This is a genomic window from Saccharopolyspora gloriosae, assembly GCF_022828475.1.
In the GTDB taxonomy this organism is placed as follows: domain Bacteria; phylum Actinomycetota; class Actinomycetes; order Mycobacteriales; family Pseudonocardiaceae; genus Saccharopolyspora_C; species Saccharopolyspora_C gloriosae_A.
The window spans coordinates 2,338,775-2,357,294 of sequence record NZ_CP059557.1 but is presented as its reverse complement, the minus strand read 5'-3'; the positions used below and the strand labels follow the sequence as shown (position 1 = coordinate 2,357,294).

Annotated in this window: 15 protein-coding genes and 1 pseudogene; 10 read left to right on the top strand and 6 right to left on the bottom strand. The window is 68.7% G+C overall.

Annotated features, from left to right (window positions below):
* Positions 1-11: 11 nt before the first annotated feature.
* From H2Q94_RS10005 to H2Q94_RS09985, 5 genes are all read left to right on the top strand, one after another.
* Positions 12-1,022 (top strand): Gfo/Idh/MocA family oxidoreductase, encoded by a 1,011-nt coding sequence (locus tag H2Q94_RS10005; RefSeq protein ID WP_243794181.1) that lies wholly within the window; start codon positions 12-14, stop codon positions 1,020-1,022.
* A 34-nt stretch (positions 1,023-1,056) separates the two neighbouring features.
* The gene (locus tag H2Q94_RS10000; protein WP_243794180.1) at positions 1,057-1,911 is read left to right on the top strand and encodes a sugar phosphate isomerase/epimerase family protein; all 855 of its coding nucleotides are present in this window, start codon (positions 1,057-1,059) and stop codon (positions 1,909-1,911) included.
* 14 nt (positions 1,912-1,925) lie between these two features.
* A complete protein-coding gene (locus tag H2Q94_RS09995) occupies positions 1,926-3,329 on the top strand; it encodes a sugar porter family MFS transporter (protein ID WP_243794179.1) in 1,404 nt (467 codons plus the stop codon).
* A gap of 34 nt (positions 3,330-3,363) precedes the next feature.
* Entirely contained in the window at positions 3,364-4,380 is a 1,017-nt protein-coding gene (locus H2Q94_RS09990) for a Gfo/Idh/MocA family protein (protein WP_243794178.1), read from the top strand.
* A gap of 177 nt (positions 4,381-4,557) precedes the next feature.
* Positions 4,558-6,285, top strand: coding sequence for an alkaline phosphatase D family protein (locus tag H2Q94_RS09985; RefSeq protein ID WP_243794177.1), 1,728 nt, complete (start codon positions 4,558-4,560; stop codon positions 6,283-6,285).
* Between the two features lie 43 nt (positions 6,286-6,328).
* Here H2Q94_RS09985 and H2Q94_RS09980 read toward each other — a convergent pair whose 3' ends face one another.
* The 4 genes from H2Q94_RS09980 to H2Q94_RS09965 all read right to left on the bottom strand — a co-directional run bounded on the left by H2Q94_RS09980 (position 6,329) and on the right by H2Q94_RS09965 (position 11,574).
* The gene (locus H2Q94_RS09980; RefSeq protein WP_243794176.1) at positions 6,329-7,129 is read right to left on the bottom strand and encodes an SGNH/GDSL hydrolase family protein; all 801 of its coding nucleotides are present in this window, start codon (positions 7,127-7,129) and stop codon (positions 6,329-6,331) included.
* A gap of 187 nt (positions 7,130-7,316) precedes the next feature.
* On the bottom strand, positions 7,317-8,666 hold the full coding sequence (locus H2Q94_RS09975) for an MFS transporter (protein WP_243794175.1): 1,350 nt from the start codon (positions 8,664-8,666) through the stop codon (positions 7,317-7,319).
* Between the two features lie 341 nt (positions 8,667-9,007).
* Positions 9,008-10,024: a LacI family DNA-binding transcriptional regulator gene (locus H2Q94_RS09970; protein ID WP_243794174.1), complete on the bottom strand. Its 1,017-nt coding sequence runs from the start codon at positions 10,022-10,024 to the stop codon at positions 9,008-9,010.
* 347 nt (positions 10,025-10,371) lie between these two features.
* Positions 10,372-11,574, bottom strand: a complete 1,203-nt coding sequence (locus H2Q94_RS09965) for a helix-turn-helix domain-containing protein (protein ID WP_243794173.1) — start codon at positions 11,572-11,574, stop codon at positions 10,372-10,374.
* A gap of 165 nt (positions 11,575-11,739) precedes the next feature.
* On the opposite strand from H2Q94_RS09965, the gene H2Q94_RS09960 reads away from it, so the two are divergent.
* The 4 genes from H2Q94_RS09960 (at position 11,740) to H2Q94_RS09945 (ending at position 16,078) form a co-directional block, all read left to right on the top strand.
* The gene (locus H2Q94_RS09960; protein ID WP_243794172.1) at positions 11,740-12,060 is read left to right on the top strand and encodes a hypothetical protein; all 321 of its coding nucleotides are present in this window, start codon (positions 11,740-11,742) and stop codon (positions 12,058-12,060) included.
* Positions 12,061-12,206: 146 nt separating this feature from the next.
* On the top strand, positions 12,207-13,007 hold the full coding sequence (locus tag H2Q94_RS09955) for an SAM-dependent methyltransferase (protein WP_243794171.1): 801 nt from the start codon (positions 12,207-12,209) through the stop codon (positions 13,005-13,007).
* Between the two features lie 222 nt (positions 13,008-13,229).
* Positions 13,230-14,585, top strand: coding sequence for a NupC/NupG family nucleoside CNT transporter (locus H2Q94_RS09950; protein WP_243794170.1), 1,356 nt, complete (start codon positions 13,230-13,232; stop codon positions 14,583-14,585).
* 329 nt (positions 14,586-14,914) lie between these two features.
* Positions 14,915-16,078, top strand: a complete 1,164-nt coding sequence (locus H2Q94_RS09945; protein WP_243795630.1) for an IS30 family transposase — start codon at positions 14,915-14,917, stop codon at positions 16,076-16,078.
* A gap of 118 nt (positions 16,079-16,196) precedes the next feature.
* On the opposite strand, the gene H2Q94_RS30895 is transcribed toward H2Q94_RS09945, so the two are convergent.
* The gene (locus tag H2Q94_RS30895; RefSeq protein ID WP_397545451.1) at positions 16,197-16,499 is read right to left on the bottom strand and encodes an aromatic-ring hydroxylase C-terminal domain-containing protein; all 303 of its coding nucleotides are present in this window, start codon (positions 16,497-16,499) and stop codon (positions 16,197-16,199) included.
* A gap of 53 nt (positions 16,500-16,552) precedes the next feature.
* A pseudogene (locus tag H2Q94_RS09940) lies at positions 16,553-17,680 on the bottom strand (FAD-dependent monooxygenase); the annotation flags it as partial.
* 79 nt (positions 17,681-17,759) lie between these two features.
* Between H2Q94_RS09940 and H2Q94_RS09935 the strand changes: the two are divergent.
* Positions 17,760-18,476, top strand: coding sequence for a TetR/AcrR family transcriptional regulator (locus H2Q94_RS09935; protein ID WP_243794166.1), 717 nt, complete (start codon positions 17,760-17,762; stop codon positions 18,474-18,476).
* Positions 18,477-18,520: the final 44 nt, after the last annotated feature.

Below are 18,520 nucleotides of genomic sequence, written 5' to 3'. Positions count from 1 at the left end.
AGGAGAACCTCATGAGCGAGCACGACCTCCGGGTCGGCGTGGTCGGAGCCGGAATGATGGGCTCCGACCACGCCGCCCGCATCCACCAACGCCTCAGCGGCGCCCGCCTGGTCGCCGTCGGCGACCCCGACATCGAGCGGGCCGAGCGCGCGGTCGACGGCGTCGACGGCGCACGAGCCGAGGCCGACCCGCTGGCCGTCATCGAATCGTCCGATGTGGACGCCGTGGTGATCGCTTCGCCCGGCCCCGCCCACGAACCGCTGCTGCTGGCGGCGGTGCAACGCGGCATCCCCGTGCTGTGCGAGAAGCCGCTCACCCCCGACCCCGTGTCCTCGCTGCGGGTCGTGCAAGCCGAAGCGGCCCGCGGCCGCAAGCTCATCCAGATCGGCTTCATGCGGCGATTCGACCCGGAATACCTGAACCTCAAGGAATTACTGGACGCCGGCGAACTCGGCCGCACGTTGCTGTTGCACTGCGCGCATCGGAATCCCGCGCGACCACCCGGATTCAGCACCGAAATGCTGATCACCGACTCGGTGGTGCACGAGTTCGACACCACCAGATGGCTGCTCGACGCGGAGATCACCGCGGTGTCCGTCCGGCAGCAAGGACTCGTTGCGAGCACCGAAGCCGGCGTCCCGCAGATCGTGACGATCGAGACCGCCGGTGGTGTGCTCGTCGACGTCGAGATCTTCGTGAACTGCGGATTCGGCTACCAGGTCCGCTGCGAAGCGGTCTGCGAGAACGGCACCGCCCTGGTCGGCGGGGACAGCGGGATGCGCACGCACCACGCCGGCCGCTGGGGCGGGGGCGTCGCCGCCGATTTCCGCCCGCGGTTCCGGCAGGCGTTCGACGCCGAGTTCCAGCACTGGGTGCGGGCGGCCCGATCCGGTGGCATCGACGGAGCCTCCGCCTGGGATGGATACGCCGCCGCGGCGGCTTGCGAAGCGGGCGTGGCGGCGCAGCGATCCGGTTCCCGGACCGAGGTCACCCTCGTCGAACGCCCCGAGCTCTACGCCTGACCGCATCCGTCACGGAATCGACCGAGGAGAACTGGTGAAGATCGCGATCGACCCGAACATGTTCCGGTTCACCCCGCTGCTGGAACTACCGAAACTCGTGGCAGAACTCGGCTACGAGTGGATCGAACTCTCGCCGCGCGAGGACGTGCTGCCGTTCTTCCGCCACCCGCGGATCGACGACGAGACCCTCCGCCGGTTCCGGCGGGAACTCGACGCGGCCGGAGTCGGCATCTCTTCGGTGCTGCCGCTGTACCGCTGGTCCGGCCCCGACGAGGAGGAACGGGAGGCCGCGGTCCGGTATTGGAAACGGGCCATCGAGGTCACTTCGCTGCTCGGCGTCGACGCGATGGTCTCCGAGTTCAACGGCAGGCCCGAGGAATCAAGCCGCAGCGAGGGCAAATTCTTCAAGTCGATGGAGGAGTTGCTGCCGATCTTCGAACGGGAGGGGATCGCGCTCAAGCTTGAACCGCACCCGGACGACTTCGTCGAGGACGGGCACGTGGCGGTCGACATGATCCGCGGCATCAACTCGCCGAACGTGCAATTCCTGTACTGCGCGCCGCACACGTTCCACATGGGCAACGACGCGCCGGGCATCGTCCGGCACGCGGGCGACCTGCTCACCCACGTGCATCTGGCCGACAGTTTCGACCACACCGCCTCGTCCGGGCTGCGCTACATCGTCAACCCGCCCGGGTCCCCTGTCCGCGTCCACCAGCACTTGGACATCGGGCAGGGCGAGGTCGACTGGGACGAGCTCTTCGACTCGCTTCGTGAGATCGGGTTCGACGGAACCATGACCGTCGCCGTGTTCGCCTGGGAGGACCGCGCCCGCGAATCCTCGACGTACATGCGCGAGAAAACGGCCGAATACTTGGCCAAGTGGTGAGAACCGAAGGGCCGATGATGTCGAATACGCTCTCGAACGACGAGACCGGCGCGCAAGCCGACGCCGCGGCGGTGCGCAAGGCGAAGCGCTTCATCCTGCTCGTCGCCGTGATCTCAGCGCTGGGCGGCGCGCTGTTCGGCTACGACACCGGGGTGATCTCCGGTGCGCTGCTGTTCATGACCCCGCACTTCGGGCTCACCCCGTTCCTCGAGGGGCTGGTCACCAGTTCGCTGCTGCTCGGCGCGGCCGCCGGTGCACTGCTGGGCGGCCGGATCGCGGACCGGGCCGGGCGGCGGCCGATGCTGATCGGCGCGGCAGTGGTGTTCGTGGTGGGCACCCTCGGCTCGGCGCTGACCCCGGACATCCCGATCCTGGTGATCTCTCGCGTGGTCTTGGGACTCGCGGTGGGCGCGGCTTCGGTGGTGGTGCCGCTGTACATCTCCGAGATGGCCCCCGCGCAGGTGCGCGGCAGGCTGGTCACGTTCAACGAGCTGATGATCGTCACCGGTCAACTGGTGGCCTACATCGTGAACGCGTTGCTGGCCGAAGCGGGCGCCTGGCGCTGGATGATCGGACTCGCGACCATCCCGGCGGTGCTGCTGGGAGTGGGCATGTTGTTCCTGCCGGACAGTCCGCGCTGGTACGCGGGCAAACGACGGTTCGACGAAGCCCGTGGCGTGCTGCACCGAGCCCGCTCGCACGACGAGGCCGAGCAGGAACTCGCGCAGATCACCGCCGTCAACGACCACGAGCCCGGCACCTCCGGCTGGCGGGAACTGCGGTCGCGGTGGCTGCGCCGGGTGTTCTTCATCGGTATCGGGCTGGCAGTGGTGCAGCAGATCACCGGCGTGAACACGATCATCTACTTCGCGCCGACGCTGCTCACCCGGACCGGGCTCGGCGAGGTCGCGTCCATCGTGGCGACCATCTCGATCGGCGCGATCTCGGTGCTCGCCGCGTTCGTCGGTCTGCTGCTGATGGACCGGGTCGGCAGGCGGCCGCTGCTGATCACCGGGCAGGCCGGGGTCACGGTATGCCTGGTGCTGCTGGGACTGGCGTTCCTGCTACCGGGCGGGGCGAGCTGGGTCAGCTACCTGACGCTCGGGCTCATGGTCATCTACATGGCGTTCCAGCAGAGCAGCGTCAGCACCGTGACCTGGCTGATGATCACTGAGCTGTTCCCGCTGAAGATCCGCGGTTTCGCGATGGGCGTGGCGATTCTGGTGCTGTGGCTGACGAACTTCCTGGTGGCGCTGGTGTTCCCCCCGATGGTGGCGGCCATCGGCGGCAGCGCGACGTTCTGGGTGTTCGCGGCGATGGGTATCGGCTCGCTGATGTTCAGCGTCCGGTTCGTACCCGAGACCAAGGGCCGCAGCTTGGAAGAACTGGAAACGGACATGCGGCAGCGCTACGCCTAGCAGGTGGCGGGAGATCAGCGGAAAGGAACCGACGATGCAGTTAGGACTGATCGGTACCGGCCGGATCGGCTCGATGCACGCTCGCATCCTGCTCGGGCTGGACGGAGTGACCGGCTTGCGGATCACCGACGCATTGCCGGAACGAGCGCAACGGCTCGCGAGCGAACTCCGAGCGGAAGGGCTGGCCGCCGAAGCCGCAGGCACCGAAGCCGAGCTCTACGACCGAGGCGTGGACGCAGTGGTGATCACCGCGGCCACCCACGCGCATGCGACGCTGATCCACCATGCACTGGACCGTGCCGTGCCGGTGTTCTGCGAGAAGCCGGTCGCGCTGGACATGCCCGGAACCCGCGAGGTCGCCGAGCGCAGCGACACGGTGAGCACACCGGTGCAGATCGGATTCCAGCGCCGTTACGACGCCGGTTACCGCGCCGCGCGCGACGCGGTGCGGGAGGGCCGGCTCGGCTGGTTGCACACGCTGCGAGCCGTCACCGGAGACCAGGATCCCCCACCTGCCGAGTACATCCCGACGTCGGGCGGGTTGTTCCGGGACTGCAGCATCCACGACTTCGACGCGCTGCGATGGGTCACCGGGCGTGAGGTCGTCTCGGTGTACGCGCAAGGCGCCAACCAAGGTGCGGCGTTCTTCGCGGACGGCGACGACATCGACACCGGCGCCGCGCTCCTGGAGCTCGACGGCGGGCTGCTGGCCACGGTCAGCGCCACCCGCTACAACGGCGCAGGCCACGACGTGCGCTTGGAGGTGTGCGGGTCACAGGGCGCGTTGTTCGTGGGCAACGACGAGCGCGCACCGCTGCCGTCAGCGGAAGAAGGCGTGCGCTGGCCGTCAGCCCCGCCCTACCGCACGTTCCTGGAGCGGTTCCGCGATGCCTACGTCGCGGAGCTCGCCGAGTTCATCGAGGTCGCCGGCGGCCACCGGCCGAATCCGTGCACGGCCGCTGAAGCGCTGGAAGCGCTGTACGTCGCCGAAGCCTGCGACCTGTCCCGCAGGACGGCCAGGCCGGTGACCATCGCCGAGGTGCGCGGCTGAGCAGGCGGCCGCCTCCGATCGCGCCGCCCGTCCAGCCGAATCGGCTGCGGGACGAGCAGGTGGACACCGCACAACCGGGGTGAGCAGGCAGACCACACGAGGTCACCGAACGCCCGTTACCGGATACCGCGAGTGGGAACGCTTTCACCGCGCTCTCCGGTGCGGTATGCAAGGCGCGTGACGAATGTGGTGCTGGGGCCGATCCTCCGCTACGCCGACGACACGTCGGCGACGGTGTGGCTGGAGCTGGACGAGGCCTGCACGGTCGAGGTGCTCGGCAGCGCCGTCGACACGTTCCAGGTCGGCGGCCACCACTACGCGCTCGTCACGATCAGGGACTTGCAGCCGGGCACGTCGACGCCGTACGACGTGCGGGTGGACGGCGCGCTCGTGTGGCCCGCTCCCGCCGACACGCACCCGCCGAGCCGGATCCGCACGGTTGCGCGCGGAACGCGGGCGCGGCTGCTGTTCGGTTCGTGCCGGTTCGGCCCGACCGAGGACGCCGCGCGCCGCCGTGCGCTGGGACCGGACGCGCTGGAGTCGTGCGCGCGACGGCTGATGGACATGCCGGAGCGGGACTGGCCGGACGCGATGCTGTTCCTCGGTGATCAGGTCTACGCGGACCAACCGGCGCCGCAGGTGCGCCGGGAGATCGCGGAGCGCCGCGACCTGCGGGAACCGCCGGGCGAGGAGATCGCGGACTTCGAGGAGTACACCGCGCTCTACCGGTACGGATGGAGCGATCCACTGGTGCGGTGGCTGCTGTCCACCGTGCCCAGCATGATGATCTTCGATGATCACGACGTCCGGGACGACTGGAACACCTCGCTGGAATGGCGCACCGCGATGGCCGCCGAGCCGTGGTGGCGGGAACGCCTGCTCGGCGGGCTCATTTCGTACTGGGTGTACCAGCACATCGGCAACCTCGGGCCGGACGACCTGGACAAGGATCCGACCTACCTGGCGGTGCTGGCCGCGGGCAGGACCGGTGACGCGCTGCCGGTGCTGCGCGAGTTCGCCGCGGCCGCAGACACCGAGCTCCGCGCGCCCGAGGCCGGCCGCGGTCACGGCCCCAGCGGGCCGCGCGGGCGGTACAAGAACATGCGCTGGAGCTACCGGCGCGACCTGGGATCACTGCGGTTGATCGTGCTGGACACCCGCGCAGGCCGGATCTTGGAGGGCGGCGACCGCGCGATGCTCTCCGATACCGACTTCGAGTGGCTGCGCGATCAGCTGCGGGTCGATGCGGACGCGATCGGCCACGAACCGCCCCCGCCGGTCCTGTCCGGTGACGCGGACTCCCCCGTTCGCAGCGGTGCGGACGAGCACGTCGTGGTCGCGTCCTCGCTGCCCTGGCTGCTGCCGCACGCCGTGCATCACCTGCAGTCGTGGAACGAGCTGGCCTGCTCCGAACGCGGGCGGTGGCCGAAGCTCGCCGAACGGATCCGCCAAGTCGGCGACCTGGAACATTGGGCCGCGTTCCGCGATTCCTTCGACCGCCTCACCGGATTGCTGCGGGCGGCGGCCGATCGGCCTCGGACGGCTTCGGTGTCGGTGCTGTCCGGGGACGTGCACCACAGCTACCTCGCGGCGGCCGAATTCACCCCGCCGTCGCGCTCCCGGGTGGTTCAGGTGACGTGCTCGCCGCTGCACAACGCCACTCCCCCGCACCTGACCGTGCCGCTCCGGTTCGCCTGGTCCCGGCCGCTCGCCGCGGTGCTGCGCAGGCTGGCCGGACGAGCCGGGGTGCCGTCGGTACCGCTGGGCTGGTCGAAGTCGGCGGGTCCGTACTTCGGCAACATGGTCGGCCTGCTGGACACCGACGGCGAGCACGCGACGGTCTCGCTGCAACGCGCCGACGACGACGGCGGACTCACGACGGTCAGCAGGTCGCGGCTGAGTTGAGGCGCCGGGCACCCGCCGCCCGGCGAGGTGCCCGGCGCCGACATCAACCGGTGATCGACTCGACCGTGGGCAGGTAGCCGTCGGCGTGGCCGGAGATGTTGGGGTGGAAGGATTCCTGCAGCGGGTTGCTCGGGCCGTTGATCCATTCCGGGTCACCGCAGACACCGTGCCCGTCGAAGGTGCTGCGCGGGTCGGCGTAGTCGAACCCGGCGGTCTGAGCCTGTCCGGAGATGACCTCGGCGAGCACGTCCGCGCCCGCGTTGATCCGCTCCCGCTTGGCGTCGGTGAATCCCGGGATGCCGCAGTCGCCGGTCTCGGTGATCCGCGGGTAGCCGACGACGACGATCTCGGCGTTCGGCGCCGCCGAGCGGATGCTCTCGTAGGTGGCGCCGAGCTTCGCGGGCAGCTCGTCGCGTGTCTTCGTCTCGCCGTCGGAGACCGCGCTGTCGCAGCCCTCGTCGTTGCCGAGCAGGCAGCGCTGGATGACGTCGGCGAACCCGATGTCGTTGCCGCCGATCTGCACGGTGACCAGCGTGGTGTCCGCGGACAACGACCCGAGCTGATTCGCGTTGAGGTCGTCGGTCGTGGCGCCCGAGCAGGCGTCGAAGCTGAACGAGGCGGCGCCGTTCGCGTCGGCCAACAGCTGCGGGTAGGCCTTGGGGCTGCGCAGGCAGTCCCCGCTGTCCTCGAAGTAGTCCCTGGTGCCCGTGCCCGAGGCGAACGAATCGCCCAGTGCCACGTAGTTCGTGTCGGCCTGCGCGGCGAACGCCGGTGCACCGATCATGGATGTTCCGATGACGACGGTCGCCGCGACGGCACGCGCGACCCCCCGAATGTGACGCATGGATCCTCCGAACCAACTCTCCGACCCAGAACTCGAATGTCCCGGTTCGAATCGATTGAACGTTCCCAATCGACCACATTCGCCGGTCTGGCGAATTGCCGACACGCCATATTTTCGCCGCCAGATCAGGAAGGCACCAAGAACTGAAAGTAAACGCCCCGATCAGGTGTATCCAGTTCGCCTTCGATCACTCAGCGCCTTTGATTTCACGATCGGAATCGACACTTTCGGCGGTGCCCGAAGTGGACAGTTCCTGCTCCAGCGCTTGCAGTGACCTGCCTGCCGAATCCGGCATGCCGAACAGGCCGATGACGGCGAACAGCACCAGCATCCCCATCATGATCGCCGCCATTCCCGCCAGCCCGAACGAGGACGCGATCATGAGCGGCACCAGAAAGCTCCAGATGCCCAGCACGATGCGGGCGAACGCGAACGTGATCCCCTGCGCGGTCCCGCGCAGCATCGTCGGGAACATCTCCTGGGACCACAGCTTGTAGAACGATTCTCCCGCGAACGCCGCCCCGATTCCGAACAGCGCGACGTTCGCGATCGCCACCCCGACACCGATCGGCAGGAACACGAAGCAGCCGAACGCGGCGATCTGCAGCACCGCACCGAAGGCGAACAACGGTTTCCGACGGCCACCGTCGGCCATCGGCATGAACACCAGCGCGACCGCCAGCATGGTGAGCAGATAGTTGAACGCCTGGATCGCGACGCTCGTCGCCTGATCCACGTTCCCGGTGTGCTGCAGGATGTACGGCAGGAACGCGCCGTTGGTGCCCGCCACCGTGTTCCACAACGCGTAGAGCCCGCCGGTGAACACCAGCGCCCGCAGGTTGCGACCGGTGAACACGTCCCGGAGCCGCCCGGCGGCAAGCGGATTCCCGCTGTCCAGCGCGGCTTGTCGCGCCTGCTGCCAATGCGCGGACTCGACCATGCCGCGCCGCAAGTACCAGGTCACCAGCGCGACGACGAACAGGTGCGCGAACACGATCCGCACGCCCAGCAGCCCCAGCGGGGCCAGCGCGAACGCCAGCAGCAAGGTCACCATCGGCCCGAGGCTCCAGGCCACCTGGGCGACCCCGATCAGCCTCCCCCGGGAGCGCCCCGGCGAGAACTCGGCGATCAGTGCGAGCGAAGTCGGCAGGTCGGCACCGACGGCGAGCCCGACGATGACATAGCCGATGAACAGCATCGGCAGGTTCATCGCGAACACGATCCACAAGATGCCGAACGCGAACACCAGCAGATCCCAGGCGTAGATGCGCTTGCGGCCGAACTTGTCGCCGAGCCTGCCGCCGATCAGCGCCCCGATCGCCGCGGAGATCGCGTTGGAACTGAACGCGGTGAGCAGCCCGACCACGGTCGAATCCAGCCCGAGGAACGCCTCCCACAGCGGCAGGCCAGCCGCCGCGGCGACGATGGAGCCCGCGTCGATGTACGAGGCCATCGAGGCCAGCGCCGTCCACTTCCACTGCTTGCGGGTGGGACTCGCGTCGTTCGGCGCCGAGCCGGATGAGCCGGTGGTGTCCATCGAGCGCGCTCCCGTCGTTCGCCGTCGGCTGCCGCGCGAACGAGCGCCTCGCGGGCCTCCGACTGCGCACGGGAGGCGGGCGGGGCCGGTCACCGGCCGCGCGTTTCGGCAGACGACCGGACGATTTCCCGGCCGAACACCGATAGGGAACGTGTTACCGAAGCACGGCCGCCCCGAGGAACCCCCGTTCGGGCGGTCCCGCAACCCGCATGGGCGCATCCATGCGGACGGTGTCCGTTTTGAGAGACATTTCAGAATGATCTTTCGATCGTCGTCCGGTCAGCGCGGCAACCGTGCAGGTTCCGCCGGCTACGCAGGCCGTTCCGAAAGGACTCCCCGATTCACCGGGCCGACGGCAAGCTGGAACGTCGCACGACGAGCTCCGGTTCGTAAATCACCTGTTGATGCACGTGCCCGGCGGCGGTGTCGCGATCGGTCTCGGCCAACACGAGCTCGGCCGCCTTGCGTCCGATGCGGAACGCGGGCTGGCGCACCGAGGTCAGCGGCACCGCGGCCGCCGCCGCGAACTCGATGTCGTCATAGCCCACCAGCGCGATGTCCTCCGGCACCCGCACACCGGCCGCGAACAGCGACTGCAACAAACCCAGCGCGAGCAAGTCATTGGCGCAGAACACCGCGGTGGGACGCGAACGCAACCCGAGCAACCGGGAACCCGCATCCCGCCCGGAAGCCACGTCCAGCGCGGGCACTTCGAGCACGCTCAACGCGTCCTCATCCACACCGGCTTCGCGCAGCGCGGTCCGCGCACCGGTATGCCGATCGAGGCACTGGGTCAGCGAAGCGGGTCCGCTGACATAACCGATCCGCCGGTGGCCCTGCTCGACGAGGTGGCGCACCGCGAGCGCGCCACCAGCGACATCATCCACCGCCACCGAGCAAGAAAGCTCACTGCCGACCTTGCGGTCGACGAACACCGACGGAATTCCCTGCCGCCGCAACGAATCCAGATTCGCGCCGCTCACATCGGCCGGGGTGACCAGCACACCGCGCACCCGCTGCTCCGCGAACAACGACAAGTACAGCGCTTCGGCCTCCGGGTCCTGACCCGAATTGCACAACATCACGCCGATCCCCTCAGCGCGGGCCGCCGCCTCCACCCCGCGCGCGACGTCCACGAAGAACGGATTTCCCATGTCCAGCACCAGCAAGGCGATGATGCGGCTGTGCCCGGCACGGAGTTGCCGGGCGGACTCGCTGCGGACGTAGCCGAGCTCGTCGATCACCGACAACACCCGCGTCCTCGTGGTGACCGAAACCCGGTCCGGCCGGTTGAGCGAGTTCGACACCGTGGCCACCGACACTCCGGCGCGTTCGGCGACGTCCTTAATGCTGACCATGCCCCCAAGAGTGCCCTTCCTACGTCTGCCTTGCTCAGTGGGGGTTTCGGGGGCGTCTTGCTTTGTGGTCGGGTGGCGGAACCTCAGTGGCTTCCTCGCTGCGGGATCTTTTTCCCGAGTGGCTCCGCCACGGGGGAAAAAGCTGTCCTCGCGAGGAAGCCACTGAGAACCCGCCGGTGGTCGGCTTTTTGACGTGGGCTATGTGCTTCGCACATACAGGCACGGCTTCGCCGCAAGCCACGGCCTTCGGCCGCGAGGCAGGCGGGCTTCGCCGCCCACTGCACGGCTTCGCCGCGAGGCAACTGGGCTTCGGGGGCTTTGCCGTCCAGTTGTGCGGGGTGGGGGTGTTAGACCTTGAGGCCTAGCCAGTTGGTGAAGTGGGCGATGCTGTCGGATTTGCGGCGTTCGGCCATGGCGATGGCTCGGGCCGTTTCGCGGACCTGCGGGTGGTAGCGGGTCTGCTGGGGGGCCGCTCGGCGTGCGTTGCTCAGTGCACGCAGGGCGTTGGTGTGGTCACCTGCGATCACCCAGGCCCGGGCGACGTCCTGCCAGTGGTGCCCGACTCGGTTGGCACGCATGTCGTCGGGCAGCCGCAGTTCGGAGCCATCCCGGGCGGCCCGGCCGGGGTCGCCGCCTTCCAACGAGACCGCGACGTCGTGGATCTCCACGTTGCCGGGTCCGAAGTTCGTGTCGTAGGCGGCCGATGACCGGCCGATGCGTTGACCGAGCACTCTCGCTTCAGCGATGTGCTCCCGTGCCCGGTCCAGATCGCAGCCGCGGGCGGCGATCATCGCGCCGCGCAGATGCGCCGAACCGCGCAGCGCGAGCACCTCTTCACTGTCCGGTCTGGACTCCAGAAGGCCGAGCGAATGCTGCACCAGACGGGTGCTGGTGTCGTACGCGGCGCAGGACATCAGGATCAACGCTCGATGTTGCACAGCGTGAGCTGCAAGCAGCGGATCATCGCTACGCTCCGCAGCGAGTTCCATCAGATCCACGGCCTGTGTCGCAAGTGGAATCCACCCGAATCGGTAGACCAGTTGCGCTGTGTTGCCATAGGCCTGAGCGAGGTGCCGATACCCCCGTTCACGTCCCGAATCGGTGCTCGCCTGCCGGATGGCGCCGGCCATCCTGCGCAACAACGACGGCGTCATCTCGATCGCCTGCCGGGCGCGGTCGGAGTGCCGCAGGTCCCGCGCCTTGGCGAGGTCGGCTTCGAGTTCCTCGGCCGAGCCGGGATCGAGCGCCAGGGCGTAACGACCCTCGGCGAACAGCGTGCGCAGTTCGGTCAACCCCGGCGGGACGCCGCCGTCGTCGTCGAGCGTGCTCCGGTAGGGCTGCCCGTAGAGCTCCTCGGCCTCGATCCCCAGCGCACGGGCGACGGCCGCGACGAACGCGGGCGATCCGGGCTCCCGTCCCTGTTCCACCGCACGGAGCATGCTGATGCTGTAATTGGCCCGCTGGGCCAGGGCCTGCTGGTTGAGTCCGGCGACTTTGCGGGCCATGGCGACGCGGTCACCGAGGGCCAGTCCCTGTTCGGGTAGTGGCACGGGACTCCTTCCACGTGGGGCCATTGGACCACCAGACTAGGTGACACACGTTGGAGTGAGCACTTTATTGCTGCACTGTCACATAGCTGTCACTCCATAGTGCAGAGCGGTCGTAGCTTGACAGGACAAGCGCTCACCCACCGCGAGCTAATCAGGTGAGAGAACATGCCTGCTTTTCACGACTGCCAACCCGAACCCGGAACGGCGGCGCTACCCGAGATGGTCGAAGCGGACCACAGTCGCCCACCGCCCGAGCCCACCGTGCTCAACGTCCGCTACCGCGCGGGAATCGTCGGCGAACGCGCTCGCGTCGTGCACGCCGCGACCTGGACACCGCGCGAGGTGCTGATCACGTTGTGCGGCATGCCGCTCGAGCCCTCCCTCGTCGAAGAATCCAGCGGCATGCCGTGCATGCGCTGCATCCGGATCGCCGCCCGGAGATCGCGTCCGAACGACCCGGACCAGCGCGGCATCGACGGCGGCTGAACGAACATCCCCGCTTCAACGATCTCGGCCGGCTTCCACGACCCGGCCCCGGTTCCGGCGCCGCATTCCGTGATCGATCCGCGACCCTCCGGCGCCGCCGTTGCGGCACCCTCCGAGGACCGTCGTTGATCAGGAAGGGGTGCGGGTTGAGCCGGCAGGAGTGGATCCCGGCGGATGTCGACATCACCAAGCCGAGTGCGGCACGCGTCTACGACGTGTTCCTCGGCGGTGGCCACAACTTCGAATCGGACCGCCGATTCGCCCGCGACGCCGAGCGGATCTTCCCCGGCATCACGACATCCAGCCGCATCAACCGCGAATTCCTGCGCCGTGCCGTGCTTTACGCGCTGGAGTCAGGCGTGCGGCAGTTCATCGACATCGGCTCCGGCATCCCCACCGTCGGCAACGTGCACAAGATCGTGCACGAGATCGACCCGTCCTGCCCCGTGGTCTACGTCGACTACGAACCCGTCGCCGTGGCGCACAGCCGCCTGCTGCTCGACGACGACGCGCAGGCGACGATCGTGCAGGCCGACGCCCGTGATCCGGAACTGGTCCTCGGACATCCCGAGACTGGACGGCTGCTGGACTTCGACCAGCCGGTGATGCTGCTGATGCTGGCACTGCTGCACTTCATCCCGGACGAGGACGACCCGGCGAAGCTCGTCGCGCGCTACCGGGATGCGCTGGCGCCCGGCAGCATGCTCGCGGTCAGCCACGCCGCCAACGAGGCGCGTCCGGCGGAACTCGCCCAGTTGACCCGCCTCTTCGCCACCAGCAGCAACCCCGCCACACCTCGCCCGAAGCGCTGGATCGCCGAGCTGTTCGGCGAGTTCGAGCTGGTCGAGCCCGGCGCCGTGTTCGTCTCGGAATGGCGCCCCGATGAACGGCTCGACGAGAACGCCGCCGACTACCTGATCTACGGTGGCGTGGGCGTGCGCCGCTGACGGAACCTCGCGGTTGATCCATCCGGCCGCGCCGAAGGCGGCTTTCCGGACCATCGCGCGCAGGCCTCGCCCGGCGGCACCTTCCCGCGGTCGGCTCGCGGCTCGCTCCGAAGCGGAGGGGGCCGGACCGCGTTGCCACATTTCCCGTGGTGAGGCCGCCCGCACGCATGGTTCACGAGGATGCGAGCATTCCGCGAATCGCATCGAGGAAAGGTGGGTCACGTGCAGGTGCTCTGGGGCGCGGCGGGCATGGTGGTGCTCTTGCTGATCGCGTTCGCATTGTCCACCGATCGCCGGGCCATCCGGCCGCGCACCGTGCTCGGGGCGCTGGCGATCCAGCTGGTGTTCGCCTTCATCGTGCTGCGGTGGGATGCGGGCAAACAGGCGTTGAGCGCGGTCTCCTCCGGGGTGCAGCGCGTGATCGACTCGTCGAAGGAGGGCATCGACTTCCTGCTCGGGCCGATCATGCCGACCAACGGCGCGACGGTGGTGGCCTTCCAAGTGCTGCCGATCATCGTGTTCGTGGCCTCGCTGACCGCGGTGCTCTACCACTGGAACGTGCTGCAGTGGGTGGTGCGCGTGGTCGGTGGCGGCCTGCGCGCGGTGCTGGGCACGACGCGCGCGGAGTCGCTGAACGCGACGGCGAACATCTTCCTCGGCCAGACCGAGGCTCCGCTGGTGGTGCGGCCGTACCTGGCGGGCATGACGCGGTCGGAGTTCTTCGCCGTGATGGTCGGCGGATTGTCCACTGTGGCCGGTTCGGTGATGGTGGGGTACGCGTTGCTGGGGGCGAACCTGGACCACCTCATCGCGGCCAGTTTCATGGCGGCGCCCGCCGGCCTGATGATGGCAAAGATCATCGTGCCGGAGACGGAGCAGTCGACCGGTGACGCCGAGCAGGCCGCCAAGGAGCGCACCGAACGGCGCGGTCCGGCGGCCTGGTTCTCGAAGAACCCGAAGCCGGCCGAAACCGCGGAAGCGGAAACCTCCACTGTGGACACCGGCGAGCCGGAGAAGGCGGGCACCGCGACGGCGGTCGACGACAGCGAGGCGCTGGAGACCAAGCCGCGCAACGTCATCGACGCCGCCGCCACCGGCGCCTCCGACGGGCTGAAGCTCGCGTTGAACGTCGGCGCGATGCTGTTCGCGTTCGTCTCGCTGATCGCCCTGCTGAACCTGATCCTCGGCGCTGCCGGTGGCCTGGTCGGGCTGGGCGACATCACCTTCGAGCAGATCATCGGGTACGTCTTCGCGCCCGTGATGTGGATGATCGGCGTGCCGTGGCAGGACGCGGTGACCGCGGGCGGCTTCGTCGGGCAGAAGCTGGTGCTCAACGAGTTCGTCGCGTTCAGCGATTTCGGTCCGCAGGCGGCGAACTTCGACCCGCACACCGCCATCATCATCACCTTCGCGCTGACCGGGTTCGCGAACTTGTCCTCGCTGGCGATCCTGCTCGGCGGCCTCGGCGGCCTGGTCCCCTCGCGCCGTCCGCAGATCGCGGAGTTCGGCATGCGAGCCATCGCGGGCGGCACCCTCGCCAACCTGATGAGCGCAGCCATCGCGGGCATCCTCGTTTAGCGAGTCCCGTGAGTCGCACGGCGGCGGAGCACCTCCGGCTCGGCGCGTCAGGTGAATGTCCCCTCAGCCCGGTGCGGGTTCTAGCGGTCCTTGCAACGCCTTGGATTTGAGGGGTTGTGGGGGTCGTGGTTGTTGCGGGGTTGAAGGCGTGGTTTTTCGAGGTGTTGGAGGGTGAAGGGGGCTGTATTGCGGGTGCTGCTCGGGTGGCCGGGGTGGCTCCTGCGACGGCGTTCGGGTGGGCGAAGAGGGCGGGTGTTCGTGGTCGTGGGAAACCGGGCAGGCGTGGGCATCCCGGCCGGGCGGTCTACGACGAGTTGCGTGGGTCCGGGGTGTCGAGGCGGGATGCTGCGGCACGGGTCGGGGTGCATGTGCGCACTGCCGCTGATTGGGATCGGGGGATCCGCAAGATCGGTGATGCCCGGGTGCACCCGGACGGGCACAGGATCGACTACAACACCGCTGTGACTAGTGGATCAGTGTTGTCGTTGGCGGTGGTCGAAGCTGAGCTGCACCCCCGGTTTTTGACGGTGACGGAACGGGAAACGATCGCTGACTTGTGGCGGCAGGGCGAGTCGTTGCGGGCGATCGGGCGTGTTTTGGGCCGGTCGCCCTCCACGGTCAAACGCGAGATCGACAACCGCAGCGTCGCCGGCGAATATCAGCCGCACCGGGCGCAGCGGGCATGGGCCGCCAGCCGCGCACGCCCGAAGGCCTCCAAACTCGCCCAACACGGCCCGTTACGCGACTACGTCACCGCCGGCCTGCAGCAACGATGGTCACCAGAGCAAATCTGTCACGCTCTGGTCACCGAGTTCCCCGACGACGAAGGCATGCGGGTGAGTCCCGAAACGATCTACCAAGCCATCTACATCCAGGCACGAGGCGGGTTACGGCGCGAACTCGCCGACGCGCTGCGCACCGGACGCACCCGCCGCGCACTACACCGCAGCCCCGAACAGCGCACGCCCCGATTCGACGACATGGTGATGATCTCCGAACGCCCACCACAGATCGAAGACCGGGCCGTGCCCGGCCACTGGGAAGGCGACCTGATCGTCGGCACCCGCAACGAAAGCGCGATCGTGACCCTGGTCGAACGCTCCACCCGCTACGTCCTGCTCGGACACCTGCCCGGCAGACACACCGCCGAAGCCGTCCGCGACGTCCTGATCCCCCTGATCAAAACCCTGCCCGAACACCTCCGCGGCTCCCTGACCTGGGACCAAGGCTGCGAAATGGCCGCACACAAACAGTTCACCATCACCACCGGAGTCCCGGTCTACTTCTGCGACCCCCACTCACCCTGGCAACGCGGAACGAACGAGAACACCAACGGACTCCTGCGCCAATACTTCCCCAAAGGCACCGACCTCCGCATCCACAGCCCCGAAGACCTCGAACACGTCGCCCAACAACTCAACAACCGACCACGCAAAACACTCGGCTGGCACACCCCAGCCCAACGCCTCCGTGATCTACTCACCACCACATAAACCATCAGGCGTTGCGACCACCACAAGAATCCGCCCGGTCGGATCGGCTGGATGAGGCGTTCACCGGCGCCTCCGGCCAGGTGAACGCCTCCTTTGCCCGATCGGGCGAAGGAGGCGTTCACCTGGGCAGCTTCGGCAGCAGGTAGGACCGGAGGCCGGTGAGGTCTTCGGCGTCCCCGCACCAGCCGAGGTAGCCGTCGGGCCTGATCAGCAGCAAGGCGGGCTCGTCCACGCCGTAGCCGGTGTGGGCGTGGCCCTGCACGTCGACGACGTCGCCGGGGCGGGCCGCCTCGCCGACGACGGCGTGCACGTCCAAGCCCGCAATGCCCAGGTCTCCGAGCGAGCCGCCGAAGTCGAGCAGCGTCCAGTGGGCACCGCCGAACAAGTCGAAGAGCCGGGTCTCGGCCCGCCCCGCGCGCACGGGGCATCCGGCGCCCGGTCACCCGCGCGCACCGGGCCGGGGGTAGTGCGCTCCTCCGCCGACAGCGGACCTGCGCGGTAGTGCAGGCCGAGCTGGTTCAGTTCCGGACCGCGCACGTGCGCTTCGGGATCGTCCTCGCGCATCAGGTCCAGCAGCCGTCCGCTCACCTCCAGCACGTCCCGCGCCACCGGGCGCCGCTCGGCCTCGTAGGTGTCCAGCAGCGCCGCGTCGGCCCCGCGCAGCACGGCGGCGATCTTCCAGCCCAGGTTGTAGGCGTCCTGCACGCCGGTGTTCATGCCCTGCCCGCCGGTGGGCGGGCAGACGTGCGCCGCGTCGCCCGCGAGCAGGACCCGGCGGTCCCGGTAGCGCTCGGCGAGGCGCGCGTTGGCCCGCCAGGTCGAGTTCCAATGCACCTCGTGCACCCGCACGTCGAGCCCGCTGACCCACCGGAGTCGTTCCTGCAGTTCGGCCGGGGTGGCCGCGATGTCGTCGCGGGACGTGGTGACGGTGAACAGGCCGGTGCCGGCGAGCGGCTGCGCGGACGCCATCTCCCCGCCGCGGGACCAGGCCAGCGCCTCGTCCCTGCCGAGTCCGCTGAGTCGGACGTCGGCGATCAGCATCCTGGTCGTCTCGTCGGTCTCGCCGTGGAAGCCGATGCCCAGCGCGCGTCGCACGGTGCTGCTCCCCCCGTCGGCTCCGACGAGGTAGCGGGACCGGATCTCCGTGCCGTCGGCGAGCAGGGCGGTGACGTGCCGATCGTCCTGGCGGAGTTCGCGCAGCTCGACGCCGAGCTCGACTTGGCCGCCGCGCCCGGCGAGCGCTTTGCGCAGGATCTCCTCGATGCGGAACTGCGGGACGAACCAGGGGTTGGGATGCGGAACGCCGGGGGTGGCGGGCACCGGTTCGCTGGGCCTGCCCTCCCAGACCAGCTCGCCCTCGGCGTACTTGCGCATCGGGATGCCGCCGTCGCCCGCCGCGTGGAGTTCGTCGAGCACGCCGAGGTCGGCGAAGACCTCCAGGGTGCGCGGGTGGATCCCGTCGGCCCGTGAGCCGCCGAAGTGCTCGGTGGCCTTGTCGATGATCCGGAAACCGATGCCGCGCCGGGCCAGTTCGCAGGCCAGGACCAGTCCGACCGGTCCGGCTCCCGCGATGAGGACTTCGGTCTCGTGCTCGGTGCGCATTGCCGCCTCCCTCTCAATTGGTACGGCGTACTCGATAGACGTACACCGCACGAACAACGTTAGCGGTACGGTGTACCACATGGCAACCGAGCACGGCGGCACCCCGATCTGGGCCGAACCCGCACCGGGCACCCGGAAACCCCGGTTCACCCGCGAGCAGATCGCCGCGGCCGCGCTCGCACTGGCAGGCGCCGAAGGCTTCGAAGCCGTTTCGATGCGCCGGGTCGCCGCCGAACTGGGCGCCGGGACGATGACCCTGTACCACTACGTGCGCACCAAGGACGACCTGATCGCGCTCATGGACGACGCGCTGATGGGCGAAATCCTGATTCCCGCCGACGAACTGCCGACCGGCTGGCGGGCCGCGCTCACCGCCATCGCGCACCGCACCCGCGAGGTATCGCTGCGCCACCGCGGGTTGCTGCAAGGCCTGCGCAACGCCCGGCTGGGACCGAACGCGCTGCGCCACGCCGACCAGTCCTTCGCGGCCCTCGCCGACACCGCGCTAGACCCCGAATCGAAGCTCGCGCTGCTGGCGGCCGTAGACGATTACGTGCAGGGCAACGTGCTGCGCACCGGGGAACCGCTGCACGACGGTGAATTTCCCGCCGACACCACCCGATTCCTCCAGGAACAGCTCGAACACGGCGACCTCCCGCAGCTGCGCGCACTGCTCGGGACCGAGACGCCGCACGCCGAGTGGACGCGGCTCGCCACGACCACCACCGCCGAAGAGCGCTTCGACGCTGGACTGCGCGCACTGCTCGACGGCGCCGCCGCTCGCCACGGAATCTGAACCTCGGCCGAACGGCTCGGAAACAGCCGAACGGCCGACCGTTC